Source organism: Phytobacter sp. RSE-02, from assembly GCF_040578655.1.
Lineage (GTDB): Bacteria > Pseudomonadota > Gammaproteobacteria > Enterobacterales > Enterobacteriaceae > Phytobacter > Phytobacter diazotrophicus.
Genome location: NZ_JBEULY010000007.1, coordinates 33480 through 57479, shown reverse-complemented (window position 1 = coordinate 57479; position 24000 = coordinate 33480). Strand labels below are relative to the sequence as shown.

Below are 24000 nucleotides of genomic sequence, written 5' to 3'. Positions count from 1 at the left end.
GGGGATTATTCCCGGATGGCGGCGTGACCGCCTGTTCCGGGCTACGGTTTTCTCCCGCTCCCCGTGGGAGAGGGCACCAGGCTTAACCCTCACGCTTCCTCACTTTGCGTTCAAAATCCCGCTGCACAATTTCCAGCGCTTTGAGCACGGTTTCCGGCGCAATAGCATGCTCTTCCAGCAGCATAATCAGATCGACCGCCAGCTTGACCTCATCCGGTGCATCTTCCAGCGACATACTCTCTCCTCGGGTTAACGTGTCAGGCGCGCCAGCACCCGCTCAATATTATCCAGCGCCTCGCGACAACGGCGCAATCTGCCTTCAAATGCAGTGATTTCTTTATGTAATTGCTGCTGTTCGGCGAAAGTTTCGACAGTTGCCAGACGCGTTTCCCGCTCACGTTTCATCGCCATCAGACGTTGTTCGAATTCCTGATGTTGCAGTCGTTTACGCTGCCATTTTTGAATGCCGGGCGCGGAATTATCCCACTCACGCAGCGACCATGAGGCCGATTCACGACTCAGGGCGGCAATCTGTGCCCCAAGGTGCTCTGCAAGCCATGCCACCTGCTCGATTTGCTGTGCGTCGACGGCATGGCGAAGCGCGCTCAGACTGTGCCGGGCTTCTTGCAGGCAGGCATCCATTGTGGTGCTACGTGTACGGAACAGATGACGGTCAAAACGTGGGCTCACCGTGGCGTGCTTTGCCTGAGGAGCGATTTGCCGCGCCAGCTCGTCCAGCTTTTGTTCCAGAGCCTGTAAAAGCAACGCGCTTCTCACGATTATCTCCCCTGTAAATGACGCCGACTATGCTACATTAGCCGCTCATCAATGATAATGATTCGCACTATGCAACGGACTATTTTAATCATCATTGGCTGGCTGGCGGTAGTGCTGGGTTCTCTCGGCATCGTTTTGCCATTGCTGCCGACCACGCCGTTTATTCTGCTGGCCGCCTGGTGCTTTGCGCGCTCGTCGCCCCGTTTTCATCAGTGGTTATTGTACCGCTCCTGGTTTGGCGGCTATTTGCGTCACTGGCAAACCTATAAAGCGATGCCGCCTGGCGCCAAACCCCGGGCCATCGCCGTGATACTGGTCACTTTCGCTATTTCGCTGTGGCTGGTGAAGATTATGTGGGTGCGATTGCTGCTGCTGGTCATTTTGTCTTGCCTGCTGATTTTTATGTGGCGACTGCCCGTGATTGACGCAAAGCAACAAAAACCATAAAGCTCACCGATGGAAGTTGCAATTGTCGCGTTCTGCCAGTAAATTCGAGCGTTTTCGAGCACAGGCGCGACTGGTTAAATGTTAACCGCAGGTTACATGCGAAACCTCAGTGTGCGCCGTGAGTAACACCGTTTCTATCAGGCAAAAATCCATGACAGCGACTGCGCAGCAGCTTGAATTTCTCAAAAACAGCATCAAAAGCATTCAGGATTATCCGAAGCCGGGCATCCTGTTCCGTGATGTCACCAGTTTGCTGGAAGACCCGAAAGCGTACGCTCTCAGCATTGAACTGCTGGTTGAACGCTACAAAGACGCCGGGATCACGAAAGTAGTAGGTACAGAAGCGCGTGGCTTCCTGTTCGGCGCACCAGTTGCGTTAGGCCTGGGTGTTGGCTTTGTACCGGTACGTAAACCGCGTAAACTGCCGCGTGAAACGATCGCGGAAAGCTACGAACTGGAATACGGTACCGATCAACTGGAGATCCACATCGATGCGATCCAGGCTGGCGATAAAGTCCTTGTAGTTGACGATCTGCTGGCGACCGGCGGCACCATCGAAGCAACCGTAAAACTGATCCGCCGTTTGGGTGGCGAAGTGACCGATGCAGCATTCATCATTAACCTGTTCGATCTGGGCGGTGAACAACGTCTGGAAAAACAGGGGCTGACCTGCTTTAGTCTGGTGCCATTCCCGGGGCATTAATTATCAGACTGCTTTATTTGTCATTTTAGCGCCGGGCAGTGCTCGTAATCCTCACGTACTCCGTGTACGTTCCGGTTACCGTGCGCTGTCCGTCACTAAGAGACAGCCTCGCTGATTAAGTGAGGTTGTGATAGCATTCCCCCCTATTAATCCACCTCCAGCGTTTCAGAGCCTGCCAATGAGTTATCAGGTCTTAGCCCGTAAATGGCGACCCCAAACTTTTGCTGACGTCGTCGGCCAGGAGCATGTGCTGACCGCACTGGCGAACGGCTTATCCTCAGGACGCATCCATCATGCCTACCTGTTTTCCGGTACGCGTGGCGTCGGTAAAACCTCTATTGCCCGACTGCTGGCAAAAGGGCTGAATTGCGAAACAGGTGTCACGGCGACACCCTGCGGCGTGTGCGACAGTTGTCGGGAAATCGAACAGGGGCGCTTTGTTGACTTAATCGAAATTGATGCGGCATCCCGCACCAAGGTCGAAGATACCCGTGACCTGTTGGATAACGTGCAGTACGCCCCCGCGCGTGGCCGTTTCAAGGTCTACCTTATTGACGAAGTGCACATGCTCTCGCGCCACAGCTTTAACGCGCTGTTGAAGACGCTTGAAGAGCCGCCTGAGCACGTCAAATTCTTGCTGGCGACGACCGATCCGCAAAAATTGCCGGTGACGATTCTGTCGCGTTGTCTGCAGTTTCATCTTAAAGCGCTGGACGTTGATCAAATCCGTCAGCAGCTTGAACACATTCTTGATGCCGAAAGTATTCCCCACGAACTGCGTGCGCTCCAGTTGCTGGCCCGCGCCGCAGACGGCAGTCTGCGTGATGCACTGAGCCTTACCGATCAGGCAATTGCCAGCGGTGATGGGCAACTGACTGCGCAAGTTGTCAGCACGATGCTCGGGACGCTCAATGACGACCAGGCACTGGCGCTGATTGAAGCGCTTGTGGCTGCTGACGGCGAACGGACGATGGCGCTGGTAAATGAGGCTGCCTCCCGTGGTGTAGAATGGGAAGCCCTGCTGGTGGAGATGCAAACGCTGATGCACCGCATCGCCATGGTTCAGCTCAGCCCTGCGGCGCTCGGCAGCGATATGGCACCCATTGAACAACGCATGCGGGAACTGGCGCGCATAGTGCCGCCGGGCGATGTGCAGCTCTACTACCAGACGCTGCTCATTGGCCGCAAAGAGTTGCCGTATGCGCCGGACAGACGCATGGGTATGGAGATGACCCTGCTGCGTGCGCTGGCGTTTCATCCGCGTGAGCCTTTAACGGTGCCGGATGCGCCCCTGGCTTCTTTCGCGCCAGCCGCGCCTGCTGCGGTGTTGCATTCGGCGCAGGTTCCGGTGCAGGCGGCGCCATCGCAGCTGCAACAGCAGCCGCAACATGATGTCGCTCTGCCCGATGCCACCAGCCAAGTGCTGGCGGCCCGTCGCCAATTGCAGCGCGCTCAGGGAGCGGACAAAACAAAAAAGAGTGAACCGGCAGCCGCAGCCCGCGCGCGGCCGGTGAACAATAGCGCGCTGGAGAGACTGGCATCAGTCACCGAGCGCGTGCAGTCGCGCCCGGCAACGTCTTCGCATGAAGAGGCTGCGGTAAAAAAAGAGGCCTACCGCTGGAAAGCGACAACCGTCACCGAAGAGGTGAAAGAGACGGTAGCCACGCCGAAGGCGCTAAAAAAAGCGCTTGAACACGAAAAAACGCCGGAGTTGTCGAAGAAACTGGCCGAAGAGTCGCTTGAGCGTGATGCCTGGGCGGCGGAAATCAGCCGACTCACCCTGCCAAAACTGGTTGAACAGGTGGCGCTCAACGCCTGGAAAGAGCAGGATGAGAGCCGAATTTGCCTGCATTTACGTTCTGCTCAGCGGCACCTGAATTCGCCGTCTGCGCAAAAAACGCTGGCGGACGCGCTTTCGGCATTACATGGCAACACGGTTGAATTGACTATCATTGAAGATGATAATCCGGCGGTGCGCACGCCACTGGAATGGCGTCAGGCCATATATGAAGAGAAACTTGCGCAGGCGCGCGAGGCGATTATTACGGATAACAACATTCAGACACTGCAACGCTTCTTCGATGCGGATCTGGATGAAGAGAGTATTCGTCCCATTTGATGGTAAGCTGGCTTGCTGTCAACCTTAACTATGACTTACTGAGAGAAGAGCCTATGTTTGGTGGAAAAGGCGGTCTGGGTAACCTGATGAAACAGGCCCAGCAGATGCAAGAAAAAATGCAGCAGATGCAGGAAGAAATCGCAAAGCTGGAAGTGACCGGTGAGTCTGGTGCTGGCCTGGTGAAAGTGACTATTAACGGTGCGCATAACTGCCGCCGCGTAGAGATCGATCCGAGCCTGCTGGAAGACGATAAAGACATGCTGGAAGATTTGGTGGCTGCGGCGTTCAACGACGCTGCGCGCCGCATTGAAGAAACCCAGAAAGAGAAAATGGCTTCTGTTTCCTCCGGTATGCAACTGCCGCCGGGCTTCAAGATGCCGTTCTGATGCAGACCAGTCCGCTGTTAACGCAGCTTATGGAAGCGTTGCGCTGCCTGCCGGGCGTTGGCCCGAAATCGGCGCAGCGCATGGCGTTTACGCTATTGCAACGTGACCGCAGCGGTGGAATGCGCCTGGCGCAGGCATTGACCCGCGCTATGTCGGAAATCGGCCATTGCGCCGATTGCCGCACCTTTACCGAGCAGGAGATCTGCAATATTTGCAGCAATCCGCGCCGTCAGGAAAATGGTCAAATCTGTGTGGTGGAGAGTCCTGCGGATATCTACGCCATTGAGCAGACCGGCCAGTTTTCCGGACGCTATTTCGTGTTGATGGGCCACCTGTCGCCGCTCGATGGTATCGGGCCGGACGATATTGGTCTCGATCGACTGGAGCAGCGTCTGCAGGCGGAATCGATGCAAGAGGTGATTCTCGCCACCAACCCGACGGTAGAAGGTGAGGCAACCGCCAACTATATTGCCGAGCTTTGCGCGCAATATGGAGTGGAAGCCAGTCGTATTGCTCACGGCGTTCCCGTTGGCGGTGAGCTGGAAATGGTTGACGGCACCACGCTGTCCCATTCGCTTGCGGGTCGCCACAAGATTAAATTCTGACCAAACGGAGGCTGCGACACGTGGCCTCCGCTTGAAAAAATCCTTCTCAATCCCCATCTCACCCTCATCATTTCAATAGCCTGTACATTCGCGGCGCGAAGAATGACGGCTATTACTTTTTAATGGCATTGTTGAGGTCGACTTACATGAAAGGACAAGAAACCCGCGGTTTCCAGTCAGAAGTAAAACAACTTCTGCACCTGATGATCCATTCCCTGTATTCCAATAAAGAAATCTTCCTGCGTGAGCTTATCTCCAACGCCTCGGATGCGGCGGATAAACTGCGTTTTCGCGCGTTGTCCAAACCGGATCTGTACGAAGGCGATGGCGAACTGCGTGTGCGCGTCTCGTTTAATAAAGACAATCGCACACTGACCATTGCCGATAACGGTATCGGGATGAGCCGCGACGAGGTCATTGAGAACCTCGGCACGATTGCCAAGTCTGGCACCAAAGCATTTCTGGAATCGATGGGCTCCGATCAGGCGAAAGACAGCCAGTTGATTGGTCAGTTCGGGGTGGGCTTTTACTCTGCGTTCATCGTTGCCGATAAAGTCACCGTGCGCACCCGTGCTGCGGGCGAAAGCGCTGACAATGGCGTGTTCTGGGAATCTGCTGGCGAAGGTGAATATACCGTTGCCGACATCAATAAACCGGAGCGTGGTACCGAAATCACGCTGCATCTGCGCGAAGGCGAAGATGACTTCCTGAATGACTGGCGTGTGCGCTCGATCATCAGCAAATATTCCGATCATATTGCGCTGCCGGTGGAAATTGAGAAGCAGGAAGAGGTCGATGGCGAGACCGTGGTCTCCTGGGAAAAAATCAACAAAGCACAGGCGCTGTGGACCCGCAGCAAGTCGGAAATCAGCGACGACGAATATAAAGAATTCTACAAACATATCGCTCATGACTTTACCGACCCGCTGGCCTGGAGCCATAACCGCGTGGAAGGCAAGCAAGAATATACCAGTCTGCTGTTTATCCCTTCGCAGGCGCCATGGGATATGTGGAACCGCGACCATAAACATGGCCTGAAACTGTACGTACAGCGCGTCTTTATCATGGACGACGCCGAACAGTTTATGCCGAACTACCTGCGCTTCGTGCGCGGCCTGATAGATTCCAACGATCTGCCGCTGAACGTTTCCCGCGAAATTCTGCAGGATAGCACCGTTACCCGTAATTTGCGTAATGCGCTGACCAAACGCGCCCTGCAGATGCTCGATAAGCTGGCCAAAGATGACGCGGAAAAATACCAAAGCTTCTGGAAACAGTTCGGCCTGGCGCTGAAAGAAGGCCCGGCAGAAGACAATGCCAACCAGGAAGCGATTGCCAAACTGCTGCGTTTTGCTTCTACCCACACGGACTCTTCCGAACAGACCGTATCGCTGGAGGATTACCTCTCGCGCATGAAAGAAGGGCAGGAGAAAATCTACTTCATCACTGCCGACAGCTACGCGGCGGCGAAGAGCAGCCCGCATCTGGAACTGCTGCGTAAGAAAGGTATCGAAGTTCTGCTGCTCTCCGATCGTATCGACGAGTGGATGATGAGCTATCTGACCGAGTTCAGCGGTAAGCCGTTCCAGTCGGTCTCTAAAGCTGACGAGTCGCTGGATAAACTGGCTGATGAAGTGGACGAAACCACCAAAGAAGCAGAAAAAGCGCTGGAGCCGTTTGTTGAGCGCGTCAAAACCCTGCTGGGCGACCGCGTGAAAGAGGTACGCCTGACGCATCGTCTGACCGATACCCCGGCGATTGTCACCACCGATAACGACGAAATGAGCACGCAGATGGCGAAATTGTTTGCCGCTGCGGGCCAGAACGTGCCGGAAGTGAAGTACATCTTTGAACTGAACCCGGATCATCCGCTGGTGAAACGCACCGCCGATACTCAGGACGAGACGAAGTTTGGCGAATGGGTCGAACTGCTGTTGGATCAGGCGCTGTTCGCGGAACGCGGCACGCTGGAAGATCCCAACCTCTTTATTAAACGTTTGAATACCTTGTTAATGTCGTAAATTCACCATTATCCTCTCCCCGCAGGGGAGAGGATATGGCACAGCGCACTTTTTTCTCCTTCGTTCCCCCGGAAGAGGACTGTTGTGGGGAGGATTGCCGCATTTTTTAAACATTCTTTCCCACTAACCGTTTCAGCCCCGTAGCCTTCCTTGAGCCATACTCATTCTGGTGGTATCGTTTAGCGCTTTTTTGAAAAATTGAATCGACATTTGAGGGGATTTCCGCAATGCGTATTATTCTGCTTGGCGCTCCAGGCGCGGGTAAAGGAACTCAGGCACAGTTCATTATGGAGAAATACGGTATTCCGCAAATCTCCACGGGCGATATGCTCCGCGCCGCTGTGAAATCTGGCAGCGAACTGGGCAAGCAAGCAAAAGACATCATGGATGCCGGTAAACTGGTGACTGACGAACTGGTTATCGCCCTGGTGAAAGAGCGTATTGCACAGGAAGACTGCCGCAATGGTTTCCTGCTCGATGGCTTCCCACGCACCATCCCGCAGGCTGATGCAATGAAAGAAGCCGGTATCAAAGTCGATTACGTCCTGGAATTTGACGTACCGGACGAGCTGATCGTTGACCGTATCGTAGGTCGTCGCGTACACGCCGCTTCTGGCCGTGTTTACCACGTTAAATTCAATCCGCCGAAAGTGGAAGGCAAAGACGACGTGACCGGCGAAGAGCTGACCACCCGTAAAGATGACCAGGAAGAAACCGTCCGTAAGCGTCTGGTGGAATACCATCAGATGACTGCGCCGCTGATCGGTTACTACTCCAAAGAAGCGCAGGCGGGTAACACCAAATACGCGAAAGTTGACGGCACCAAAGCCGTGGCTGACGTGCGCGCAGAGCTGGAAAAAATCCTCGGCTAATCGCCACTATCCCCGGTGTTCGCCGGGGATAATCTTCCAATCGCTGTGATTGGTTTCGTTTACGCGCTTTTCAGTTACAATCATTAGCCAGTTCAATGGTTAAGAGGCGCGAATGAGTCAGACGAAAGCAGGTATTCTGCTGGCCAATCTTGGTACCCCCGAAGCACCCACTCCCGAGGCCGTTAAGCGCTATCTGCGGCAATTCTTAAGCGACCAGCGCGTCGTCGATACGTCCCGTTTATTGTGGTGGCCTTTGCTGCGTGGCGTCATTCTGCCTATTCGCTCTCCGCGCGTCGCAAAGCTCTATCAATCCGTGTGGATGGAAGAGGGCTCGCCGCTGATGGTCTACAGCCGCAGACAGCAAGCCGCGCTGGCCGCACGTCTTCCTGATGTCCCCGTTGCGCTGGGAATGAGTTACGGTTCGCCGTCGCTGGCGAGCGCGGTGGAGGAACTCCAGTCACAAGGCGTTGAACATATCGTCGTGCTGCCACTCTATCCGCAATACTCCTGTTCAACGGTGGCGGCGGTATGGGACGAACTGGCGCGTATCCTTGCCCCAAAACGCCATATTCCCGGCATCTCGTTTATTCGCGACTATGCGGATGATCCCGCTTATATCAACGCGCTGGCAAATAGCGTGCGTGCCTCATTTGCTCGCCATGGCGAACCCGACTTGCTGCTGCTCTCTTATCATGGCATTCCGCAACGCTATGCGGATCAAGGTGATGATTACCCGCAGCGCTGCCGGGATACCACACGTGAGCTGGTTTCAGCCCTGGAACTGCCGCCAGAAAAAGTGATGATGACCTTCCAGTCGCGCTTTGGTCGCGAGCCCTGGCTAACGCCCTACACCGATGAGACCATGAAAATGCTCGGTGAGAAGGGCGTAAAACATATTCAAGTTATGAGCCCGGGTTTTGCCGCCGATTGCCTTGAGACACTCGAAGAGATCGCCGTGCAGAACCGTGAGTTTTTCCTCGAAGCGGGCGGCGAGAAATATGAATATATTCCTGCGCTTAATGATTCCCCGGATCATATCGAGATGATGGTCAGTCTCACGGAGAAATATCGCTAACGGCTGTTTTCGCAGAAAAATCGTGCGCCATCGCGTAGCGCACGATCTGCGGTCTCCATCATTCGTGAGTAATGCAGAAAAGCGTGCAGCGTTCCCGGATACATTTGATAACGACAATGCGCGTTATGTTCCCGAATGATCGCGTAGAGGGTTTTGCTGTCATCTATTAAGGGATCATATTCGGCACTGGCGATAAAACAGGGAGGGACAGCCTGCGTCAGGTCGTTGTTAAACATGCAGTAATAAGGTGATTCGCGATCCTGTTCATCGCGCAGATAAGCCTGATCGTAACTTTGCAAATCTTTCCGGGTTAAACCATCCCAGGTACCGCCATAGAGCCGGCGGCTACGTGAGTCCTGTAAACCATAGAGGCCGTAATAGAGCAGCAGCGCTGTCATTTGCCCGCAGTCAATGTTGTGATCACGTATCCATAATGCGGTTGCCATCGCCAGCATGGCGCCAGCAGAGTCTCCTGCGAGACCGAAACGCCGCATATTCAGGTTAAAGGTGTGAGCGTGTTGCGCATAAAACTGGCATACCGCTACGGCTTCCTCTATGGCTTGTGGAAAGCGCGCCTCAGGTGAAAGCGTGTAATCGATCCCGACCACCGTGCACTGTGTATAGTGCGCCAGCAGTCGCATGATACGATCGTGCGTGTCGAGGTTTCCCAGCACAAAACCCCCACCGTGAAGATAAAAGAGCGTTTCCTGACTCTCTGGTTTTGGCGAAGTGTAAATGCGCGTACGAACGGTGCTATAGGGCGTGGGTACGTCAACGTCGTTAGCTGGTATCTCTGGCCCTCCGGCGTTCCAGTAGCGCCGTTCTTCATTATAGGCCCGGCGCTGGGTGGGGTAATCATTGCCGTCTGGTTCAGGCTGCGGGTTTTCCTGTTGAAAGTGTAATACTTGCTGCATTTCAGCAGAGATACGCTCAAGGACGCGTATTTTATTCCCTTTATCCATGGTGTCCTCCGGTAAATAATCCTTCATTGTAAGGGGCAAGGTGACCTGAACCGGGATCTGCGTAGCCGATATTGAACATGTATGCGGTGTAATGCCGATCGCCAGGCGCGGGGAATGTGCTACCATTCTTCGCCCAATCCTCACCCGTAACGATGACCATGAAATTTCCCGGTAAACGTAAATCCAAACACTATTTTCCCGTTAACGCCCGCGATCCGTTATTGCAGCAAATTCAGCCAGAGAATGAAGTCAGCGCCTCCTGGGTGGTGGGTATTGACCAGACGCTGGTCGATATCGAAGCGAAAGTGGATGACGCGTTTATCGCCCGTTACGGTCTGAGCGCGGGTCACTCTCTGGTCATTGCAGACGATGTGGCCGAGGCGCTATATCAGGAACTGGTGCGCGAAAACCTGATTACCCATCAGTTTGCGGGCGGCACCATTGGCAATACCATGCACAACTACTCGGTACTGGCGGATGACCGTTCGGTCTTACTGGGGGTGATGTGCAGCAATATTGAGATTGGCAGCTACGCCTATCGTTACCTGTGCAATACCTCAAGCCGTACCGACCTGAACTATCTGCAAGGCGTAGACGGTGCAATAGGCCGCTGTTTTACCCTGATCAGCGAGTCGGGCGAGCGTACGTTCGCTATTAGCCCCGGTCATATGAATCAATTGCGTCCGCAAAGTATTCCTGAATCGGTCATCGCCGGTGCCTCCGCCCTGGTACTGACCTCTTACCTGGTGCGGTGTAATCCGGGTGAACCGATGCCGGAAGCTACCATGCAGGCCGTGGCTTACGCCAAAAAGCATAACGTGCCGGTGGTGCTGACGCTCGGTACGAAATATGTGATTGCTGATAACCCGCAATGGTGGCAGAACTTCCTGAAAGAACATGTCTCCATTCTGGCGATGAATGAAGAAGAGGCGCAGGCGTTGACCGGAGAAAGCGATCCGCTGCTGGCCTCGGATAAGGCGCTGGATTGGGTCGATCTGGTGCTTTGCACCGCAGGTCCGGTGGGGCTGTATATGGCCGGCTTTACCGAAGATGAAGCGAAACGCAAGACGCAGCATCCTTTATTGCCAGGGGCGATTGCTGAGTTTAATCAGTATGAATTTAGCCGCGCGATGCGCCATAAAGATTGCCAGCAGCCGCTACGCATTTATTCGCATATTGCCCCGTACATGGGCGGTCCGGAAAAAATCATGAATACCAACGGGGCGGGAGATGGCGCGCTGGCGGCATTGTTGCATGATATCACCGCCAACAATTACCACCGTATCAATGTGCCAAATTCCAGTAAGCACCAGTTTACCTGGCTGACTTACTCGTCGCTGGCGCAGGTCTGTAAATATGCCAACCGTGTGAGCTATCAGGTATTGAACCAGCATGCGCCGCGTTTGTCCCGCGGGCTGCCGGAGCGTGAAGATAGCCTGGAAGAGTCTTACTGGTCACGGTAGTTCTGTGCGAAGCCTTTTAATGGCTTCCCGGATGGCGCTGGCGCTTATCCGGGTTACCAATCGGAGGTGCGTGCGGGCTACGGTTTTTGCCCTTTCCCTGTGGGAGAGGGCGGGGTGAGGGCATCAGGCGGCCAGGCCCTTACCCGGTCATCGCTTCAACAACGGGGGGCTTCTCAATCAACGTCAGCATGGTGTTCGCAATCTCTCGTTCGCCCATCACCACCTGGTTTGCGCCACGTTCGACAATGTATTCCACCTCGTCGTCATAATGGGCGCGGGCGATAATCTCAATGTTCGGACACTTCTCGCGCGCTGTTGCGACAATCTCGCCCGCTTCATAGCCGTTCGGAATCGTCAGCAGCAACCAGCGGGCGCAATCCAGATGCGCGAGATTCATGATCTCCTCGTTGGCCGCATTCCCCAGCACGGCACGAATGCCACGCTCGCGCAGTTCATCCACGCGGGTGCGCGATGTCTCAATGACCACCAGCGGGATCCCCTGGGCCATCAGCTTCTCGCCTAACAGGCTGCCGACACGACCAAAACCCACCAGCAGCGCATGATTGCAAATATCCACCGGGATCTGCTTCTCGTCCTCAATGGCTTCTTCGAGGGTTTGCTCTTCCAGCGTTTCGGTTTTATCGAGATATTTTTCCAGCAGCGTGAACAGCACCGGGTTCAGCATAATGGAGAGGATTGCCCCTGCCAGCACCAGGTTTTGCCCTGCCTGCGGCAGTAAATCCAGCGCCATACCCAGCCCGGCAAGGATAAAAGCAAATTCACCAATTTGCGCCAGACTGGCGGCGATAGTCAGGGCCGTACGGGGCGAGTGACCGAACAGGCGAACAAGGAAAAAAGCGGCAACCGATTTACCGAAAATGATAATTGCCAGCGTGGCCAGCACCGCCAGTGGTTGATTAATCAGTACCATGGGGTCAAACAACATGCCCACGGAAACAAAGAAGAGCACTGCGAAGGCATCACGCAGCGGCAGGGTATCGTGTGCGGCGCGGTGGCTCAGTTCGGATTCATTCAATACCATCCCGGCGAAAAATGCACCCAGTGCGAAGGAGACATCAAAAAGCTCGACAGCCCCGAAAGCGATACCGAGCGCCAGTGCCAGAACCGAAAGGGTAAAAAGTTCGCGAGAACCTGTTGCCGCGCTGCGCGCCATAATCCACGGCACCAGGCGGCGGCCCACCAGCATCATAATGGCGATAAAGGCGACCACTTTACCGATGGTTATTCCCATATCGACGGCGAGCGTCGCCAGCCCCACATTGCCTTTTTCCACCATTCCGGCAACGGCGGGTAACAGAACCAGCGTCAGGACCATCACCAGGTCTTCGACAATCAGCCAGCCGATGGCGATTTGCCCGCGCTGGCTATCAATTAACTGTCGTTCTTCAAGCGCACGCAGCAGCACCACGGTACTGGCGGTGGAAAGACACAGCCCAAACACTATGCCGGTCATCAGCGACCAGCCTAATGTTGCGGAGAGCGCCATACCCAGGAGCGTGGCGACGGCAATTTGCGCTATCGCTCCGGGAATGGCGATGGACTTTACCGCCATCAGATCCTTTAAAGAGAAATGTAGCCCCACACCGAACATCAGCAGGATCACGCCTAGCTCCGCCAGTTCCGGCGCCAGCTTGGTATCGGCGACAAAACCTGGCGTAAAAGGTCCGGCCAGCACACCCGCTAACAGATAACCCACCAGAGGAGAAATTCGAAGTTTATTGGCAAGCATGCCGAGGATAAAAGCGAGAACAAGCCCGCCGACAATGGTGGTGATAAGCGGTGTGGCGTGATGCATTCCGTCTCCTTTCGTTGATGCGTGGATCCATTTTGGTTTATTAACCAAAACCCAGGTTACAGTTTATGACAATTTTAAGCATCGTGTTCATGAATAATCGTTGAATTCTGAAGAAAATGGCACGTTGGGTGAAATTAAACGGCAACCCGGCTATAGAGAGCAGAGATCTCGTTGTAAGTGCATGTTTGCCTGAGAAGTATGAGGCCAAAGCCAGGCTTTGGCCGGAGGGAAATCACGCTTTATGGCGATTATCGGGCAGGAATATGGTCAATATCCCCAATAAGGGCAGGTAAGCACAGATTTTATAGACCAGATCGATACTGGTATGGTCGGCAACGACCCCAAGTACTGCTGCTCCAAGCCCACCCATACCAAAGGCAAAACCAAAAAACAGCCCGGAAACCATACCGATACGCCCTGGAAGTAGCTCCTGAGCGTAAACCAGGATGGCGGAAAACGCGGATGCCAGCACAAAACCAATGATCACCGTCAATATACCCGTCCAGAACAAGGTTGCGTAGGGTAAAAGCAGGGTAAAAGGCGCAACGCCAAGGATAGAGCCCCAAATCACATATTTTCGCCCGATCTTATCGCCGACAGGCCCGCCAATCACCGTGCCTGCCGCAACGGCGAACAAGAAGATAAACAGGTGAATCTGCGCATTCTGGACGGATAAATCGAACTTATGCATCAGATAAAAGGTGAAATAGCTGCTGATACTCGCCATATAGAAGTATTTCGAGAAAATCAGCACTAACAGGATGCACACTGCCAGAACCACTTTATTGCGCGGCAGTGGATTGATTACCGTCGCCGCTTTTTTCCCTTTGTTGACCCGGTGCTGTGCGGCATACCAGCGGCTCACCTGCGCCAGTACCACGATAGCCAGCAGCGCCGCGAGCACGAACCAGGCGACGTTACCTTTGCCGTAAGGGGCAATGATAATGGCCGCCAGCAGAGGGCCAAGCGAGCTACCGAAATTCCCGCCTACCTGAAAGATAGATTGTGCCAGCCCGTGACGTCCGCCAGAGGCCATACGCGCCACGCGAGAGGATTCCGGATGGAACACCGACGATCCCGTGCCCACAAGTGCGGCGGCAATCAGCACTGTTTCAAAACTGCCCGACAGCGCCAGCAGAACCAGGCCGCTGAGGGTAAAGCACATGCCGACAGGAAGCGACCAGGGCATCGGATGCTTATCCGTCCAGTAACCGACAACCGGCTGTAGCAATGATGACGAAAGCTGAAAAGTCAGGGTTATCATCCCAATCTGTAAAAATGAGAGAGAAAACTCATTTTGTAGCAGCGGGTAAATCGCCAGAATCAGCGACTGGATCATGTCGTTAAGCAGATGGGAAACGCTAATCGCACCAAGGATGCCAAAGGCGGTGCGCGCCTTAGGGACTGCCCCGGAAGACGGGGGCAGTGGCTGAGGAGTTTCACTGATTGCCATAAATACTCTGTCAGGTTGAGCGATGTAAGAATTGTCAGAACTGAAATAGTTATCTGGCTAACATACCTGCGGATAAGGTTTGAAGGAAGTCGCAATTCTGAAAACTTATTTGTCTATTCTTTCAGAGCACAGTACTTTTGCGGTTGTTAATGAATCAGGGAGAGAAGCATGAAATTGTTAAAAAAGAGCATGGTGCTGGCGCTGCTGGCCGCCTTTACTCTGGCAAGTGGTTCGGCTCAGGCTTATGAGCAGGACAAAACCTATAAGATAACCATCCTCCATACCAACGATCATCACGGTCACTTCTGGCGCAACGATTATGGCGAGTACGGCCTCTCAGCACAAAAAACGCTGGTGGATGGGATCCGCAAAGAGGTGGCGGCTGAAGGTGGCAGCGTCCTGTTGCTCTCTGGCGGCGACATCAATACCGGCGTGCCGGAATCCGATCTGCAGGACGCAGAACCTGACTTTCGCGGCATGAATCTGATTGGCTACGACGCAATGGCGGTGGGCAATCACGAGTTTGATAACCCGATGAGCGTGCTGCGCCAGCAGGAAAAGTGGGCCAAATTCCCGTTCCTCTCCGCCAATATCTATCAGAAAAGCACCGGTGAGCGTCTTTTTAAACCGTGGATGATTTTTGACAGGCAAGGGCTGAAAATCGCCGTGATCGGTTTAACCACCGATGACACGGCAAAAATCGGTAATCCCGAGTATTTTACCGATATCGAGTTCCGCAAACCGGCGGACGAAGCAAAGCTGGTGATTGAAGAGCTGCAACAAACCCAGAAGCCGGATGTGATCCTTGCCACCACCCACATGGGGCACTATGACAATGGTGAGCACGGTTCCAATGCGCCGGGCGATGTGGAAATGGCGCGCAGTCTGCCTGCCGGGTCGCTGGCGATGATTGTGGGTGGTCACTCACAAGACCCGGTGTGCATGGCATCGGAAAACAAAAAGCAGGTGAATTACGTACCGGGTACGCCCTGTGCGCCGGATAAGCAGAATGGTATCTGGATTGTTCAGGCCCACGAATGGGGCAAGTACGTAGGACGTGCAGACTTTGAGTTTCGTAATGGCGAAATGAAGTTGGTGAATTATCAACTGATTCCGGTGAACCTCAAGAAGAAAGTCACCTACGATAACGGCAAGAGTGAGCGCGTACTCTTTACCCCGGAAATTCAGGAAAACCAGCAAATGCTCTCCCTGCTGACGCCGTTCCAGAATAAAGGTAAAGCGCAGCTCGAGGTTAAAATCGGCAATACCAACGGCCACCTCGAAGGCGACCGCAGTAAAGTCCGCTTTGTACAGACCAATCTGGCGCGTCTGATTCTGGCCGGGCAGATGGCGCGTACCAATGCCGACCTGGCAGTAATGAGCGGCGGCGGTGTGCGTGATTCCATTGAAGAGGGTGCTATTACCTATAAAGATGTGCTGAAAGTACAGCCTTTTGGCAACACCCTGGTCTATGCGGACATGAGCGGTAAAGAGCTGACGGACTATCTCACTGCGGTGGCGAAAATGAAGCCGGATTCCGGTGCTTATCCGCAGTTTGCCAATGTCGGGTTCGTGGCGAAGAACGGCGTACTGAGCGACCTGAAAATTAAAGGTGAGGCTATCGACCCGGCGAAAACCTACCGTCTGGCAACGTTAAGCTTTAACGCCACCGGTGGTGACGGCTATCCGCGCATTGATAATAAACCGGGTTATGTCAATACCGGCTTTATTGATGCCGAGGTGCTTAAGCAATTTATTGAGCAGAACTCGCCGCTGGATGCGAATGCTTACGAGCCGAAGGGTGAGGTGAGCTGGCAGTAACACTCAAGTAGATCCTCTTGTCCTGTTCCCTCTCCTCTTTGGGGAGAGGGCCTGGGTGAGGGGAAAACCTGCGCTGAGCGGTTAATCCCGGCGGGCGATATCGGCAAACTTCGCGTCCAGCATTTTTGCCAGATCGCTCGCCGCCAGTTCAATATCCAGCCCGCGTTTGCCGCCGGAGACAAAAATAGTGGCGAATGTCTGTGAAGGGGCGTCAATCAGCGTAGGCAAACGTTTCTTTTGCCCCAGTGGGCTGATACCACCCACCAGATAACCGGTTGTGCGCTGTGCCACCATCGGGTCGGCCATATCCACTTTCTTCGCACCCAATGCTTTCGCGACCTTTTTCAGATCCAGTTGCCCGGCAACCGGCGTCACCGCAACGGCCAACTGTTTCATATCGCCATTGACCGCAACCAGCAGCGTTTTGTACACCTGATCGGCATTCAGACCGAGCTTGCGGACCACCTCGTCTCCAAAGTTTGTCTCGTTCGGATCGTGGTCATAGGTGTGTATCTGGAAAGGAACCTTGTTTTTTTCTAATAACTTAACGGCGGGAGTCATAGCAATCCTTCAAACCACAGTAATTTCACGCAGCCAGCTTACGCCCGATTTATCACGCAAAAATAGTACTATCTTGCGCAATAGTATTGGCAGTGGCGAAAAGTTTGAGCGACAATCCGCTAGTCCGAAGCACGAGCTTCGGTATAACTATAAAAACTGAAATTCCTCTTTGACGGGCCAATAATCTTATTGGCCATTTTTTTGCACTAACAGCGACGGCAAATTCCCTTCACCATACAGATGCAGCGCACCTGCGGCGACCACATAACGCCCCGGCGGTAACGCCAGCAGCCGTTCACACCAGGCGCGGTTACGCTGATGCATCAGCACATCATGCAGCGACTGACTAAACGTCGACGGTAGCGACAGCGGCTCACTGATGGGTGGCGAGTCCAGCCACCAGCTCATCATCACCTGCAGCAGCCGCGCATTTTCACGCCAGTGGGTCAGCGTATCCTGTAACAGTTCAAGACCGCCATCCGCCAGTTGACGCAAAATTGCGACCTGGTTCTCCGTCCCTTCCAGTTCAATCACCGGCGTTGAGAACTGACGCGCCGCCAGTAGCAACTGATAATCGATGCCGTAGTCGGGGCGAAGGCCCAGCCGCTGTGCCTGCATGGCCTGTAACACCAGCGCAATATGCCAGGCGGGACGCGTTTCAAACTCACTCTGCGACAGATCAAGACCTTCGATGGTTTCTCTCAACTGGGTGAGAAGCGCAGGGCTCAGGCGTTCGGCCAGGGGTGGGCTATCGGGGATATCGGCAAAGGGTGAACCGCTGCTGGCGACATCGGCTTCAACAATCAGCGCATCGGCTTTGCGCAGTTTTTGCAGCAGTTGGGCGGGCAGGGGGGACATCCCCTGGGTACCCATATGGATGCTGCCAATCAGATGCAGATGGCGATTGCCCGACAGCGTAATATCCACCGCGGGCCATGGGTAACGGCGCGTGCGAAAAAAGCTTTTTAACCAGTCAAACAGGCCCATACGCGCTTCCTGAAATGAAAACGCCATGCTAGCGCGTAGGGGAGAAAGGTGCAATTGCCCCGCCGGATGGCGGGGCGGCCGCAGTCAGTCTTTCGGCGTAAAGCGCAGCAGGCGGTTAGCATTGCTGACCACGGTAATGGAGGAGAGCGCCATCGCGGCCCCCGCCACCACCGGGTTAAGCAGGGTTCCCGTCAGCGGCCATAAGATCCCGGCGGCAATGGGAATACCAAGCGAGTTATAGACAAACGCGCCAAGCAGGTTCTGTTTCATGTTGCGCAGCGTCGCCTTCGAAATAGCCAGCGCGTCCGCAACGCCCGTAAGGCTATGGCGCATCAGGGTGATGGCGGCAGTTTCAATCGCGACATCACTCCCGCCGCCCATGGCGATACCAACATCGGCCTGAGCCAGCGCCGGGGCATCGTTGATGCCGTCACCGACCATCGCCACACGGCGACCTTCGCGCTGTAATTTGGCAATGGCCTCGGCTTTACCATCCGGTAAAACCCCGGCAATCACTTCATCGATCCCGGCTTCTTTTGCAATGGCTTTAGCCGTAGTGGGATTATCCCCGGTCAGCATCACCAGGCGATAGCCAGCAAGATGCAGGCGTTGCAGGGCGTTGACGCTGTCTTCGCGCAGCGGATCGCGAATGGCGAGCAGGGCGGCAATTTTGCCATCAACTGCCAGCAGTACCGGGGTGGCACCTTGCGCTGCCTGGGAGGCCATCTCGTCTTCCAGTTCGCGTATGGTGATCTGCTGTTGCGACAGCAGCGCCTGGTTGCCGAGCAGTAAGCGACTGCCTTCTGCTTCGCCGCTCACGCCAAGGCCGCGCAACGTGCGGAAGTTCTGCACCGTCGGCAACGCCTCAGCGCCCGCTTTTTCGAGGATGGCGTGCGCCAGCGGGTGGCTTGAGCCTTGTTCCAGCGCGGCGGCAAAGCGCAGCGCCTGGTGTTCGGTAAAGCCATTCGCTGTTTTGATGGCCACAACTTGCGGTTTGCCGCGGGTCAGGGTGCCGGTTTTATCAAACACCAGCGTGTCGAGAGTGCTCGCTCTTTGCAGCGCATCGGCATCGCGCACCAGCACGCCAAACTCCGCCGCGCGACCCACGCCCGAAATGATCGACATCGGCGTTGCCAGCCCTAATGCACAAGGGCAAGCGATAATCAGAACCGTGGTGGTAATGACCAGCGTATAGACGATTTGCGGCGCCGGGCCGAAGAGATACCAGATAGCGCCGCTGAGCAGGGCTATCGCTACGACGACGGGCACAAACACCGCCGAAATTTTATCGGCCAGTTGCCCGATTTCCGGTTTACTACTTTGCGCCTGCCGCACCATGCGAATAATGCGCGACAGCGTTGTCTGGCTGCCTACCGCGCTGGCGGTAAACAGCACGCTACCGTCCTGTACCACCGTTCCGGCGTGCACGGCATCGCCAATGCTTTTCTCCTGGGGAATCGGCTCGCCCGTGAGCATGGCTTCATCAAACCAGGCATCGCCCTGGCTTATTTCTCCATCGACAGGCACCCGATCGCCGGTGGTTAAACGCAGCGTCATGCCGGGGTGAACGTCGGCGAGGGGGAGCATTTTCTCTCCCTCTTCGGTTACCACACGGGCGGTGGGGGGCGTCAGATCGAGTAATTTTTCCAGCGCTTTTGAGGACCGCTGGCGCGCACGCGCTTCCAGCATATGGCCGAGGTTGATCAAACCAATGATCATCGCACTGGCTTCATAATAGAGATGGCGTGCTTCCATCGGGAACCACTGCGGCCAGATGTTTACGCTCATCGAGTAAAGCCAGGCTGCACCGGTACCGAGCGCCACAAGGGTGTCCATGGTGGCGGTGCCGTTGGTCAGGCTTTTCCACGCGCTACGATAAAAATGGCCGCCCGCGACAATCATCACGCCCAGCGTCACCAGGCCAATAAACAGCCACAGGGAGCGGTTGGCGTCGGTGACCATCATATTGTCACCCATCATCCCCCAGACCATCACCGGTACGCCGACCAGCAGGGCGACAATGGCCTGCCAGCGAAAACGTTTCATGGTCGCGTTGGCCGTTTCCTGCTGACGTTCGCGGCGTTTTACGTCGTCTTCTATGGCTTCCGCACCGTAACCGGCACCTTCGACGGCGCTCACTAAATCCTGTGCGGAGGCGCTACCCATCACCAGCGCAGTGCGCTCCGCCAGATTGACCCGTGCCTGCGTAACGCCCGGAACCGCCTGGAGGGCTTTCTGTACGCGGGAGACGCAACTGGCGCAACTCATGCCATTGATTAACAGTTGTTTGCTGTCATCAAGGTCATCCGTTGCCGGAAGCTCAGGGGTGGCCGCTGTCAGTGCTTCCGACGGGGTTGATGACTCTGCCAGCGGTTTAGCCTTTGGGTGGCTAATGCTCGCTCCGTACCCGGCTTGCTTGATGGTATCGATAAGCGCCGAAGCGTCGGCGCTGCCGGTGATCTGCGCATGGGTAAGGGTAACGTCTGCCTGCTCAACGTCAGCACGTTGTTCCAGACTCTCTTTAACACGTTTAACGCAGTGGCCGCAGGACAGTCCGTCCAGCTCCAGCTCTGTAATGTGAGACATAATTAATTTCCTGTATGATGGGTCGTATAAAGATTGACCTGATTAATTACATGTACTAACTGTGTAACAGGTTAAACCTTCCATCAAGGGGAAGGTCAAGGGGGAAAGGTGAATATCAGTATTGTGGCGAAAAAGACCGGCTTAACCAGCAAAGCGATTCGCTTTTATGAAGATAAGGGGCTGGTGACGCCGCCGCTGCGCGGGGAAAACGGCTACCGCAGCTACACGCAGCAACACATCAATGAATTGACGCTGCTACGCCAGGCGCGCCAGGTGGGGTTCAACCTCGAAGAGTGTGGCGAACTGGTGAATCTGTTTAACGATCCGGCCCGTCACAGCGCGGATGTCAAAGCCCGCACATTGCAAAAAGTGGCGGAAATTGAGCGTCATATTGTCGAACTTGAAGCGATGCGCAAGCAGCTTGTGTCGCTGGCGGAATCCTGCCCTGGTGATGACAGCGCCGACTGCCCGATTATTGATAATCTTTCCGGCTGCTGCCATCACAAGGCACACGCTAAGGGTTCAGCATAAAGATCACCGTGCCGCGATACCATGGCGAGGCGGCAAGGCGCTGTTCCTCTTGCGGATCCCAGACGCCGTTTTGCACGCGTCCGACTTTAAACGGAATGCGTAACCCGGCCAGCGCAGGAAGGTAGGCGGTATAATCCTCGACGGTGTTGCGCCCCTGATAGCTTTGCACCACCAGTTCATCCACCGGCAGGGCGTTCAGCGTTTTCACGCTGCCGGTTTTCGCCCAGTCCAGCAGCCCCGTCACGCCCAGTGCGAACTGCGGAGAGAGGATTTCCCGCAACCGGTGCAGAAACTGCGCGTAATGATCGAGGCGGTGTGTGGCGGCATCAAAATCAATCTGCAGACCCGTCACGTTGTTACCGGCGGCCTGCCAGCGCAGTAACAGACGGTTCAGGCGTGCCAGCATCTCATCAGAAACATCCAGCGTCGTCAGGCGCACGGTCAGCCAGATATGGGGAAACGTCAGGCGGCTAACCGGTAATCCTTTGCGTTCAAATACAGCGGTGCCTGAAAGGGCAATCACATCGCCCTGATGCAGATAGACGGTGCGGGCGTCGCGCAGTGCGTCACCTGTCTTAACGCCCGACCATAACCAAAAATCCTGCCCGTCTGCGGCATTCGCCACAGACATAAACAGGGAACTGATAAAGGCGATTACCAGTAATACTTGAGGCTTTTCGCCCATACGCTTCCTGGATATTCGCGCTTGAGTTGCAGGAACCAGGCTTTACGCACGGCTTTATCGACATCTTCGCCACCGCAATCATTGTAGCCCGATGGCGCATAGCACATCACCGCGCGGTAAAGCGCATAGCTCTTGTCTTCCGGTTCGGCCTTCGTGTCATTAATCACCTGTTGGTACCACGCCAGACGATGTGGTTTTCCGGAAAAATCGTCCTGACGTGTGGCGACATCCAGCGCATCGTTGCCGCCACGGTCTTTCGCCAGGCTGACTTCGGTTTGCGTGGTGCGGAAAAACTCACCCAGGCAGTTAAGGGCATGGCCATCCTGCGGATTCTTGCTCAGCACGCCAACGGTGTCATTCAACGATGCGCAGGCATAGGCTTTTTCCGGGTCTGTGCCTGTCCATTTAAAGACGCTGACATCCACATCGTCAAACGCTTCGCCGGAAATGGCGGCGGTGATGGCCGTGAGCAGGGATTTATCCTGCAACCAGTCGGCATAGTGGCCCTGTGCCAGATCCTGCGTCAGTAAGGTATGCAGGGCAATGGTGCGCTCTTCGTTGTTTGGCCCCTTGCCCGCCTGCTGGCGTAACAGTTCAGGAGTGGCTTTGGTCTTCAGCACCAGTGAGCGATAGCGCAGATTCGTTACGCGGCTATCGGGAGCGAAAATCTTCTCCAGCGCATTGCTGTTGACCAGCGTGGCCGCCAGCTTCGCCTGCAGTAACTGTTGTTGCTCAACATCTTTGCTGAGATCCAGCAGGTGCAGCCAGTGATCGCGTGCGGCATCCCATTGCTGCTGACCCATCAGTGCATCGCCGTAGAGCACCTGTTCGCTAAACGCGAGGATATTGTGCTCGGGCAGGCTCTGCGCCGGAGTAATGTCTTTCACCACCGTCGCGTAATCCTGCTTGTTGTAAGCGAGCATCAGGCGCAAATAGTTCCACAGATCGGCGCGTTTGTTTTTTTCGAAATCGGCTTTAAGGCCATCGAGATACGCCTGATCGACACAGTGGGCGTGATTTTCGCACTGATTATCGCGCATCAGCCTGAGCGTCTGGATAAAGGTCAGCAGCGACGCATCGGGCGCACTTAGAAAATAGCTGTCTGCCCAGGTCAGGTCTTTGCTGAGCAACTTATTGTCGCTTTCGTTAATCAGAGCGCTCAGCGCATCGCTGTCGGCAGCCTGTGGCAGAATCTGTTCATAGAGTGTTGCCAGCGTATTCCAGTCCTGCAGATACCAGTTGATACGGCGCAGCAGCCCCTGTGTTGAGTCGGCGTATTTTCCCTGCGGCCATTTTTTGAGGTAGGTATCCGCGCTGTCCCGCGCCTGTTGCGCCAGGGTTTTATCCACTTTGGTGACGTCAAAATCACCGTATTCGCCGTTGGCATTTTCACTGCTGGCGTTGAGCGCGTTACGCATCAGCATATAGCTGGCGGTTTCGGCGATCCACGGCTGCGGGTTCGTGCTAAGGGCGGTAAAGCTCTGCCTGGCTGCGGTGTAATTCCCGGCATAAAACTGGTTTGCGGCCTGCAAATAGTCACGAAACGCAGCGGCAGAGCCTTCCGGTACGGTGAGTTTGTTGAGTTCTTCCTGAGCATTGCTGCTGCCATCGACAAGCAGGCGCGTCTTCGCCAGCGTCTGACGTTGCTCGGGGGTCAGTGTTGTATCGGCCAGCAGCGCGGCGAAAAAATCCGATAGCGTATCGCTATTGAGCGACACAAAGCGGTTTTCGTTTTCGTCCTGCAACGCCGTCAGGTGAGTGATTGCCTCGGCGTCAAGGCCCAGGGTCGCGATTTGCTGGCTGAGGGGATCCTCGCCAGGCGTCGTGTCCGAGTCGTCATCCACCGGGGGATCGTAATCCAGCATATGCATGCCGAAATAGAAATCCCGACTGCGGGTAATATCCGTCGGGACAGGCTGGCGCAGGGATGAAAAGCCTTTTTGCTCATCCAGCAGTCGCAGCAGGTTATCGCGGGTATCGTTCGCCACGCCAAGAACCGGCGGGCTGACCAGAAAACAGCCCGGGCTCGCCCAGGCACAAGAATCCATATCCATTGACGCCAGCGCAGCGCTGCTGGTGGCAAATGAGAGGCACAGGCCCAGCGTGAGGTGGCTTTTTTTCACCATCTTT

21 protein-coding genes and 1 other annotated feature are annotated in these 24000 nt (G+C 55.1%); of the genes, 11 read left to right on the top strand and 10 right to left on the bottom strand.

The window, feature by feature from the left end; all coding sequences use genetic code 11:
- Positions 1–82: 82 nt before the first annotated feature.
- Positions 83–235 (bottom strand): pleiotropic regulatory protein RsmS, encoded by a 153-nt coding sequence (gene rsmS / locus ABU190_RS15885; protein WP_354691808.1) that lies wholly within the window; start codon positions 233–235, stop codon positions 83–85.
- Between the two features lie 14 nt (positions 236–249).
- Complete coding sequence (gene priC / locus ABU190_RS15880; protein WP_354691807.1) at positions 250–777, bottom strand: primosomal replication protein N''; 528 nt, start codon at positions 775–777, stop codon at positions 250–252.
- A gap of 69 nt (positions 778–846) precedes the next feature.
- On the opposite strand from priC, the gene ABU190_RS15875 reads away from it, so the two are divergent.
- The 8 genes from ABU190_RS15875 to hemH all read left to right on the top strand — a co-directional run bounded on the left by ABU190_RS15875 (position 847) and on the right by hemH (position 9005).
- Entirely contained in the window at positions 847–1224 is a 378-nt protein-coding gene (locus tag ABU190_RS15875; RefSeq protein ID WP_354691806.1) for a DUF454 family protein, read from the top strand.
- 151 nt (positions 1225–1375) lie between these two features.
- Positions 1376–1927, top strand: a complete 552-nt coding sequence (gene apt, locus ABU190_RS15870; RefSeq protein WP_047371543.1) for an adenine phosphoribosyltransferase — start codon at positions 1376–1378, stop codon at positions 1925–1927.
- A 178-nt stretch (positions 1928–2105) separates the two neighbouring features.
- Entirely contained in the window at positions 2106–4046 is a 1941-nt protein-coding gene (gene dnaX / locus ABU190_RS15865) for a DNA polymerase III subunit gamma/tau (protein ID WP_354691805.1), read from the top strand.
- Positions 3379–3443, top strand: a sequence feature (DnaX frameshifting element). (Overlaps the previous gene by 65 nt.)
- Positions 4047–4099: 53 nt before the next feature.
- A complete protein-coding gene (locus ABU190_RS15860; protein ID WP_041852682.1) occupies positions 4100–4432 on the top strand; it encodes a YbaB/EbfC family nucleoid-associated protein in 333 nt (110 codons plus the stop codon).
- Positions 4432–5037, top strand: coding sequence for a recombination mediator RecR (gene recR / locus ABU190_RS15855; RefSeq protein ID WP_193795314.1), 606 nt, complete (start codon positions 4432–4434; stop codon positions 5035–5037). Before ABU190_RS15860 ends, recR begins: the two co-directional genes overlap by 1 nt.
- Positions 5038–5183: 146 nt before the next feature.
- Positions 5184–7058 (top strand): molecular chaperone HtpG, encoded by a 1875-nt coding sequence (htpG, locus tag ABU190_RS15850; protein ID WP_354691804.1) that lies wholly within the window; start codon positions 5184–5186, stop codon positions 7056–7058.
- A gap of 227 nt (positions 7059–7285) precedes the next feature.
- Positions 7286–7930, top strand: coding sequence for an adenylate kinase (gene adk, locus ABU190_RS15845; protein ID WP_041852454.1), 645 nt, complete (start codon positions 7286–7288; stop codon positions 7928–7930).
- 112 nt (positions 7931–8042) lie between these two features.
- Positions 8043–9005: a ferrochelatase gene (gene hemH / locus ABU190_RS15840; RefSeq protein WP_041852453.1), complete on the top strand. Its 963-nt coding sequence runs from the start codon at positions 8043–8045 to the stop codon at positions 9003–9005.
- On the opposite strand, the gene aes is transcribed toward hemH, so the two are convergent.
- Entirely contained in the window at positions 9002–9967 is a 966-nt protein-coding gene (aes, locus tag ABU190_RS15835; protein WP_354691803.1) for an acetyl esterase, read from the bottom strand. The two genes, hemH and aes, sit on opposite strands and share 4 nt — an antisense overlap.
- A gap of 158 nt (positions 9968–10125) precedes the next feature.
- Here aes and ABU190_RS15830 point away from each other — a divergent pair, with 158 nt between their 5' ends.
- Positions 10126–11430, top strand: a complete 1305-nt coding sequence (locus ABU190_RS15830) for an inosine/guanosine kinase (RefSeq protein WP_110296098.1) — start codon at positions 10126–10128, stop codon at positions 11428–11430.
- 139 nt (positions 11431–11569) lie between these two features.
- Here the strand turns inward: ABU190_RS15830 and ybaL are convergent, their stop codons facing one another.
- A complete protein-coding gene (gene ybaL / locus ABU190_RS15825) occupies positions 11570–13246 on the bottom strand; it encodes a YbaL family putative K(+) efflux transporter (RefSeq protein WP_041852451.1) in 1677 nt (558 codons plus the stop codon).
- Positions 13247–13478: 232 nt separating this feature from the next.
- Positions 13479–14699 (bottom strand): MFS transporter, encoded by a 1221-nt coding sequence (locus ABU190_RS15820; RefSeq protein WP_354691802.1) that lies wholly within the window; start codon positions 14697–14699, stop codon positions 13479–13481.
- Between the two features lie 168 nt (positions 14700–14867).
- Here ABU190_RS15820 and ushA point away from each other — a divergent pair, with 168 nt between their 5' ends.
- Positions 14868–16520: a bifunctional UDP-sugar hydrolase/5'-nucleotidase UshA gene (ushA, locus tag ABU190_RS15815; RefSeq protein WP_041852449.1), complete on the top strand. Its 1653-nt coding sequence runs from the start codon at positions 14868–14870 to the stop codon at positions 16518–16520.
- 81 nt (positions 16521–16601) lie between these two features.
- On the opposite strand, the gene ybaK is transcribed toward ushA, so the two are convergent.
- The 3 genes from ybaK to copA form a co-directional block, all read right to left on the bottom strand.
- Entirely contained in the window at positions 16602–17081 is a 480-nt protein-coding gene (ybaK, locus tag ABU190_RS15810) for a Cys-tRNA(Pro)/Cys-tRNA(Cys) deacylase YbaK (protein WP_041852448.1), read from the bottom strand.
- A gap of 186 nt (positions 17082–17267) precedes the next feature.
- Positions 17268–18068, bottom strand: coding sequence for a TraB/GumN family protein (locus ABU190_RS15805; RefSeq protein ID WP_354691913.1), 801 nt, complete (start codon positions 18066–18068; stop codon positions 17268–17270).
- Between the two features lie 84 nt (positions 18069–18152).
- Complete coding sequence (gene copA, locus ABU190_RS15800) at positions 18153–20654, bottom strand: copper-exporting P-type ATPase CopA (protein ID WP_354691801.1); 2502 nt, start codon at positions 20652–20654, stop codon at positions 18153–18155.
- 108 nt (positions 20655–20762) lie between these two features.
- Here copA and cueR point away from each other — a divergent pair, with 108 nt between their 5' ends.
- Entirely contained in the window at positions 20763–21185 is a 423-nt protein-coding gene (gene cueR / locus ABU190_RS15795) for a Cu(I)-responsive transcriptional regulator (RefSeq protein WP_354691800.1), read from the top strand.
- On the opposite strand, the gene ABU190_RS15790 is transcribed toward cueR, so the two are convergent.
- Together ABU190_RS15790 and ABU190_RS15785 are read right to left on the bottom strand one after the other, a co-directional pair.
- Positions 21169–21870 (bottom strand): DUF3142 domain-containing protein, encoded by a 702-nt coding sequence (locus ABU190_RS15790; RefSeq protein WP_071195806.1) that lies wholly within the window; start codon positions 21868–21870, stop codon positions 21169–21171. The two genes, cueR and ABU190_RS15790, sit on opposite strands and share 17 nt — an antisense overlap.
- Positions 21840–23996, bottom strand: a complete 2157-nt coding sequence (locus tag ABU190_RS15785; RefSeq protein WP_354691799.1) for a hypothetical protein — start codon at positions 23994–23996, stop codon at positions 21840–21842. Before ABU190_RS15785 ends, ABU190_RS15790 begins: the two co-directional genes overlap by 31 nt.
- Positions 23997–24000 lie beyond the last annotated feature (4 nt).

Coding starts and splice junctions, on each gene's coding strand:
- rsmS (WP_354691808.1), bottom strand. CDS start 235: ATGTCGCTGGAAGATGCACCGGATGAGGTCAAGCTGGCGGTCGATCTG.
- ABU190_RS15875 (WP_354691806.1), top strand. CDS start 847: ATGCAACGGACTATTTTAATCATCATTGGCTGGCTGGCGGTAGTGCTG.
- apt (WP_047371543.1), top strand. CDS start 1,376: ATGACAGCGACTGCGCAGCAGCTTGAATTTCTCAAAAACAGCATCAAA.
- dnaX (WP_354691805.1), top strand. CDS start 2,106: ATGAGTTATCAGGTCTTAGCCCGTAAATGGCGACCCCAAACTTTTGCT.
- ABU190_RS15860 (WP_041852682.1), top strand. CDS start 4,100: ATGTTTGGTGGAAAAGGCGGTCTGGGTAACCTGATGAAACAGGCCCAG.
- recR (WP_193795314.1), top strand. CDS start 4,432: ATGCAGACCAGTCCGCTGTTAACGCAGCTTATGGAAGCGTTGCGCTGC.
- htpG (WP_354691804.1), top strand. CDS start 5,184: ATGAAAGGACAAGAAACCCGCGGTTTCCAGTCAGAAGTAAAACAACTT.
- adk (WP_041852454.1), top strand. CDS start 7,286: ATGCGTATTATTCTGCTTGGCGCTCCAGGCGCGGGTAAAGGAACTCAG.
- hemH (WP_041852453.1), top strand. CDS start 8,043: ATGAGTCAGACGAAAGCAGGTATTCTGCTGGCCAATCTTGGTACCCCC.
- aes (WP_354691803.1), bottom strand. CDS start 9,967: ATGGATAAAGGGAATAAAATACGCGTCCTTGAGCGTATCTCTGCTGAA.
- ABU190_RS15830 (WP_110296098.1), top strand. CDS start 10,126: ATGAAATTTCCCGGTAAACGTAAATCCAAACACTATTTTCCCGTTAAC.
- ybaL (WP_041852451.1), bottom strand. CDS start 13,246: ATGCATCACGCCACACCGCTTATCACCACCATTGTCGGCGGGCTTGTT.
- ABU190_RS15820 (WP_354691802.1), bottom strand. CDS start 14,699: ATGGCAATCAGTGAAACTCCTCAGCCACTGCCCCCGTCTTCCGGGGCA.
- ushA (WP_041852449.1), top strand. CDS start 14,868: ATGAAATTGTTAAAAAAGAGCATGGTGCTGGCGCTGCTGGCCGCCTTT.
- ybaK (WP_041852448.1), bottom strand. CDS start 17,081: ATGACTCCCGCCGTTAAGTTATTAGAAAAAAACAAGGTTCCTTTCCAG.
- ABU190_RS15805 (WP_354691913.1), bottom strand. CDS start 18,068: ATGGGCCTGTTTGACTGGTTAAAAAGCTTTTTTCGCACGCGCCGTTAC.
- copA (WP_354691801.1), bottom strand. CDS start 20,654: ATGTCTCACATTACAGAGCTGGAGCTGGACGGACTGTCCTGCGGCCAC.
- ABU190_RS15790 (WP_071195806.1), bottom strand. CDS start 21,870: ATGGGCGAAAAGCCTCAAGTATTACTGGTAATCGCCTTTATCAGTTCC.
- ABU190_RS15785 (WP_354691799.1), bottom strand. CDS start 23,996: ATGGTGAAAAAAAGCCACCTCACGCTGGGCCTGTGCCTCTCATTTGCC.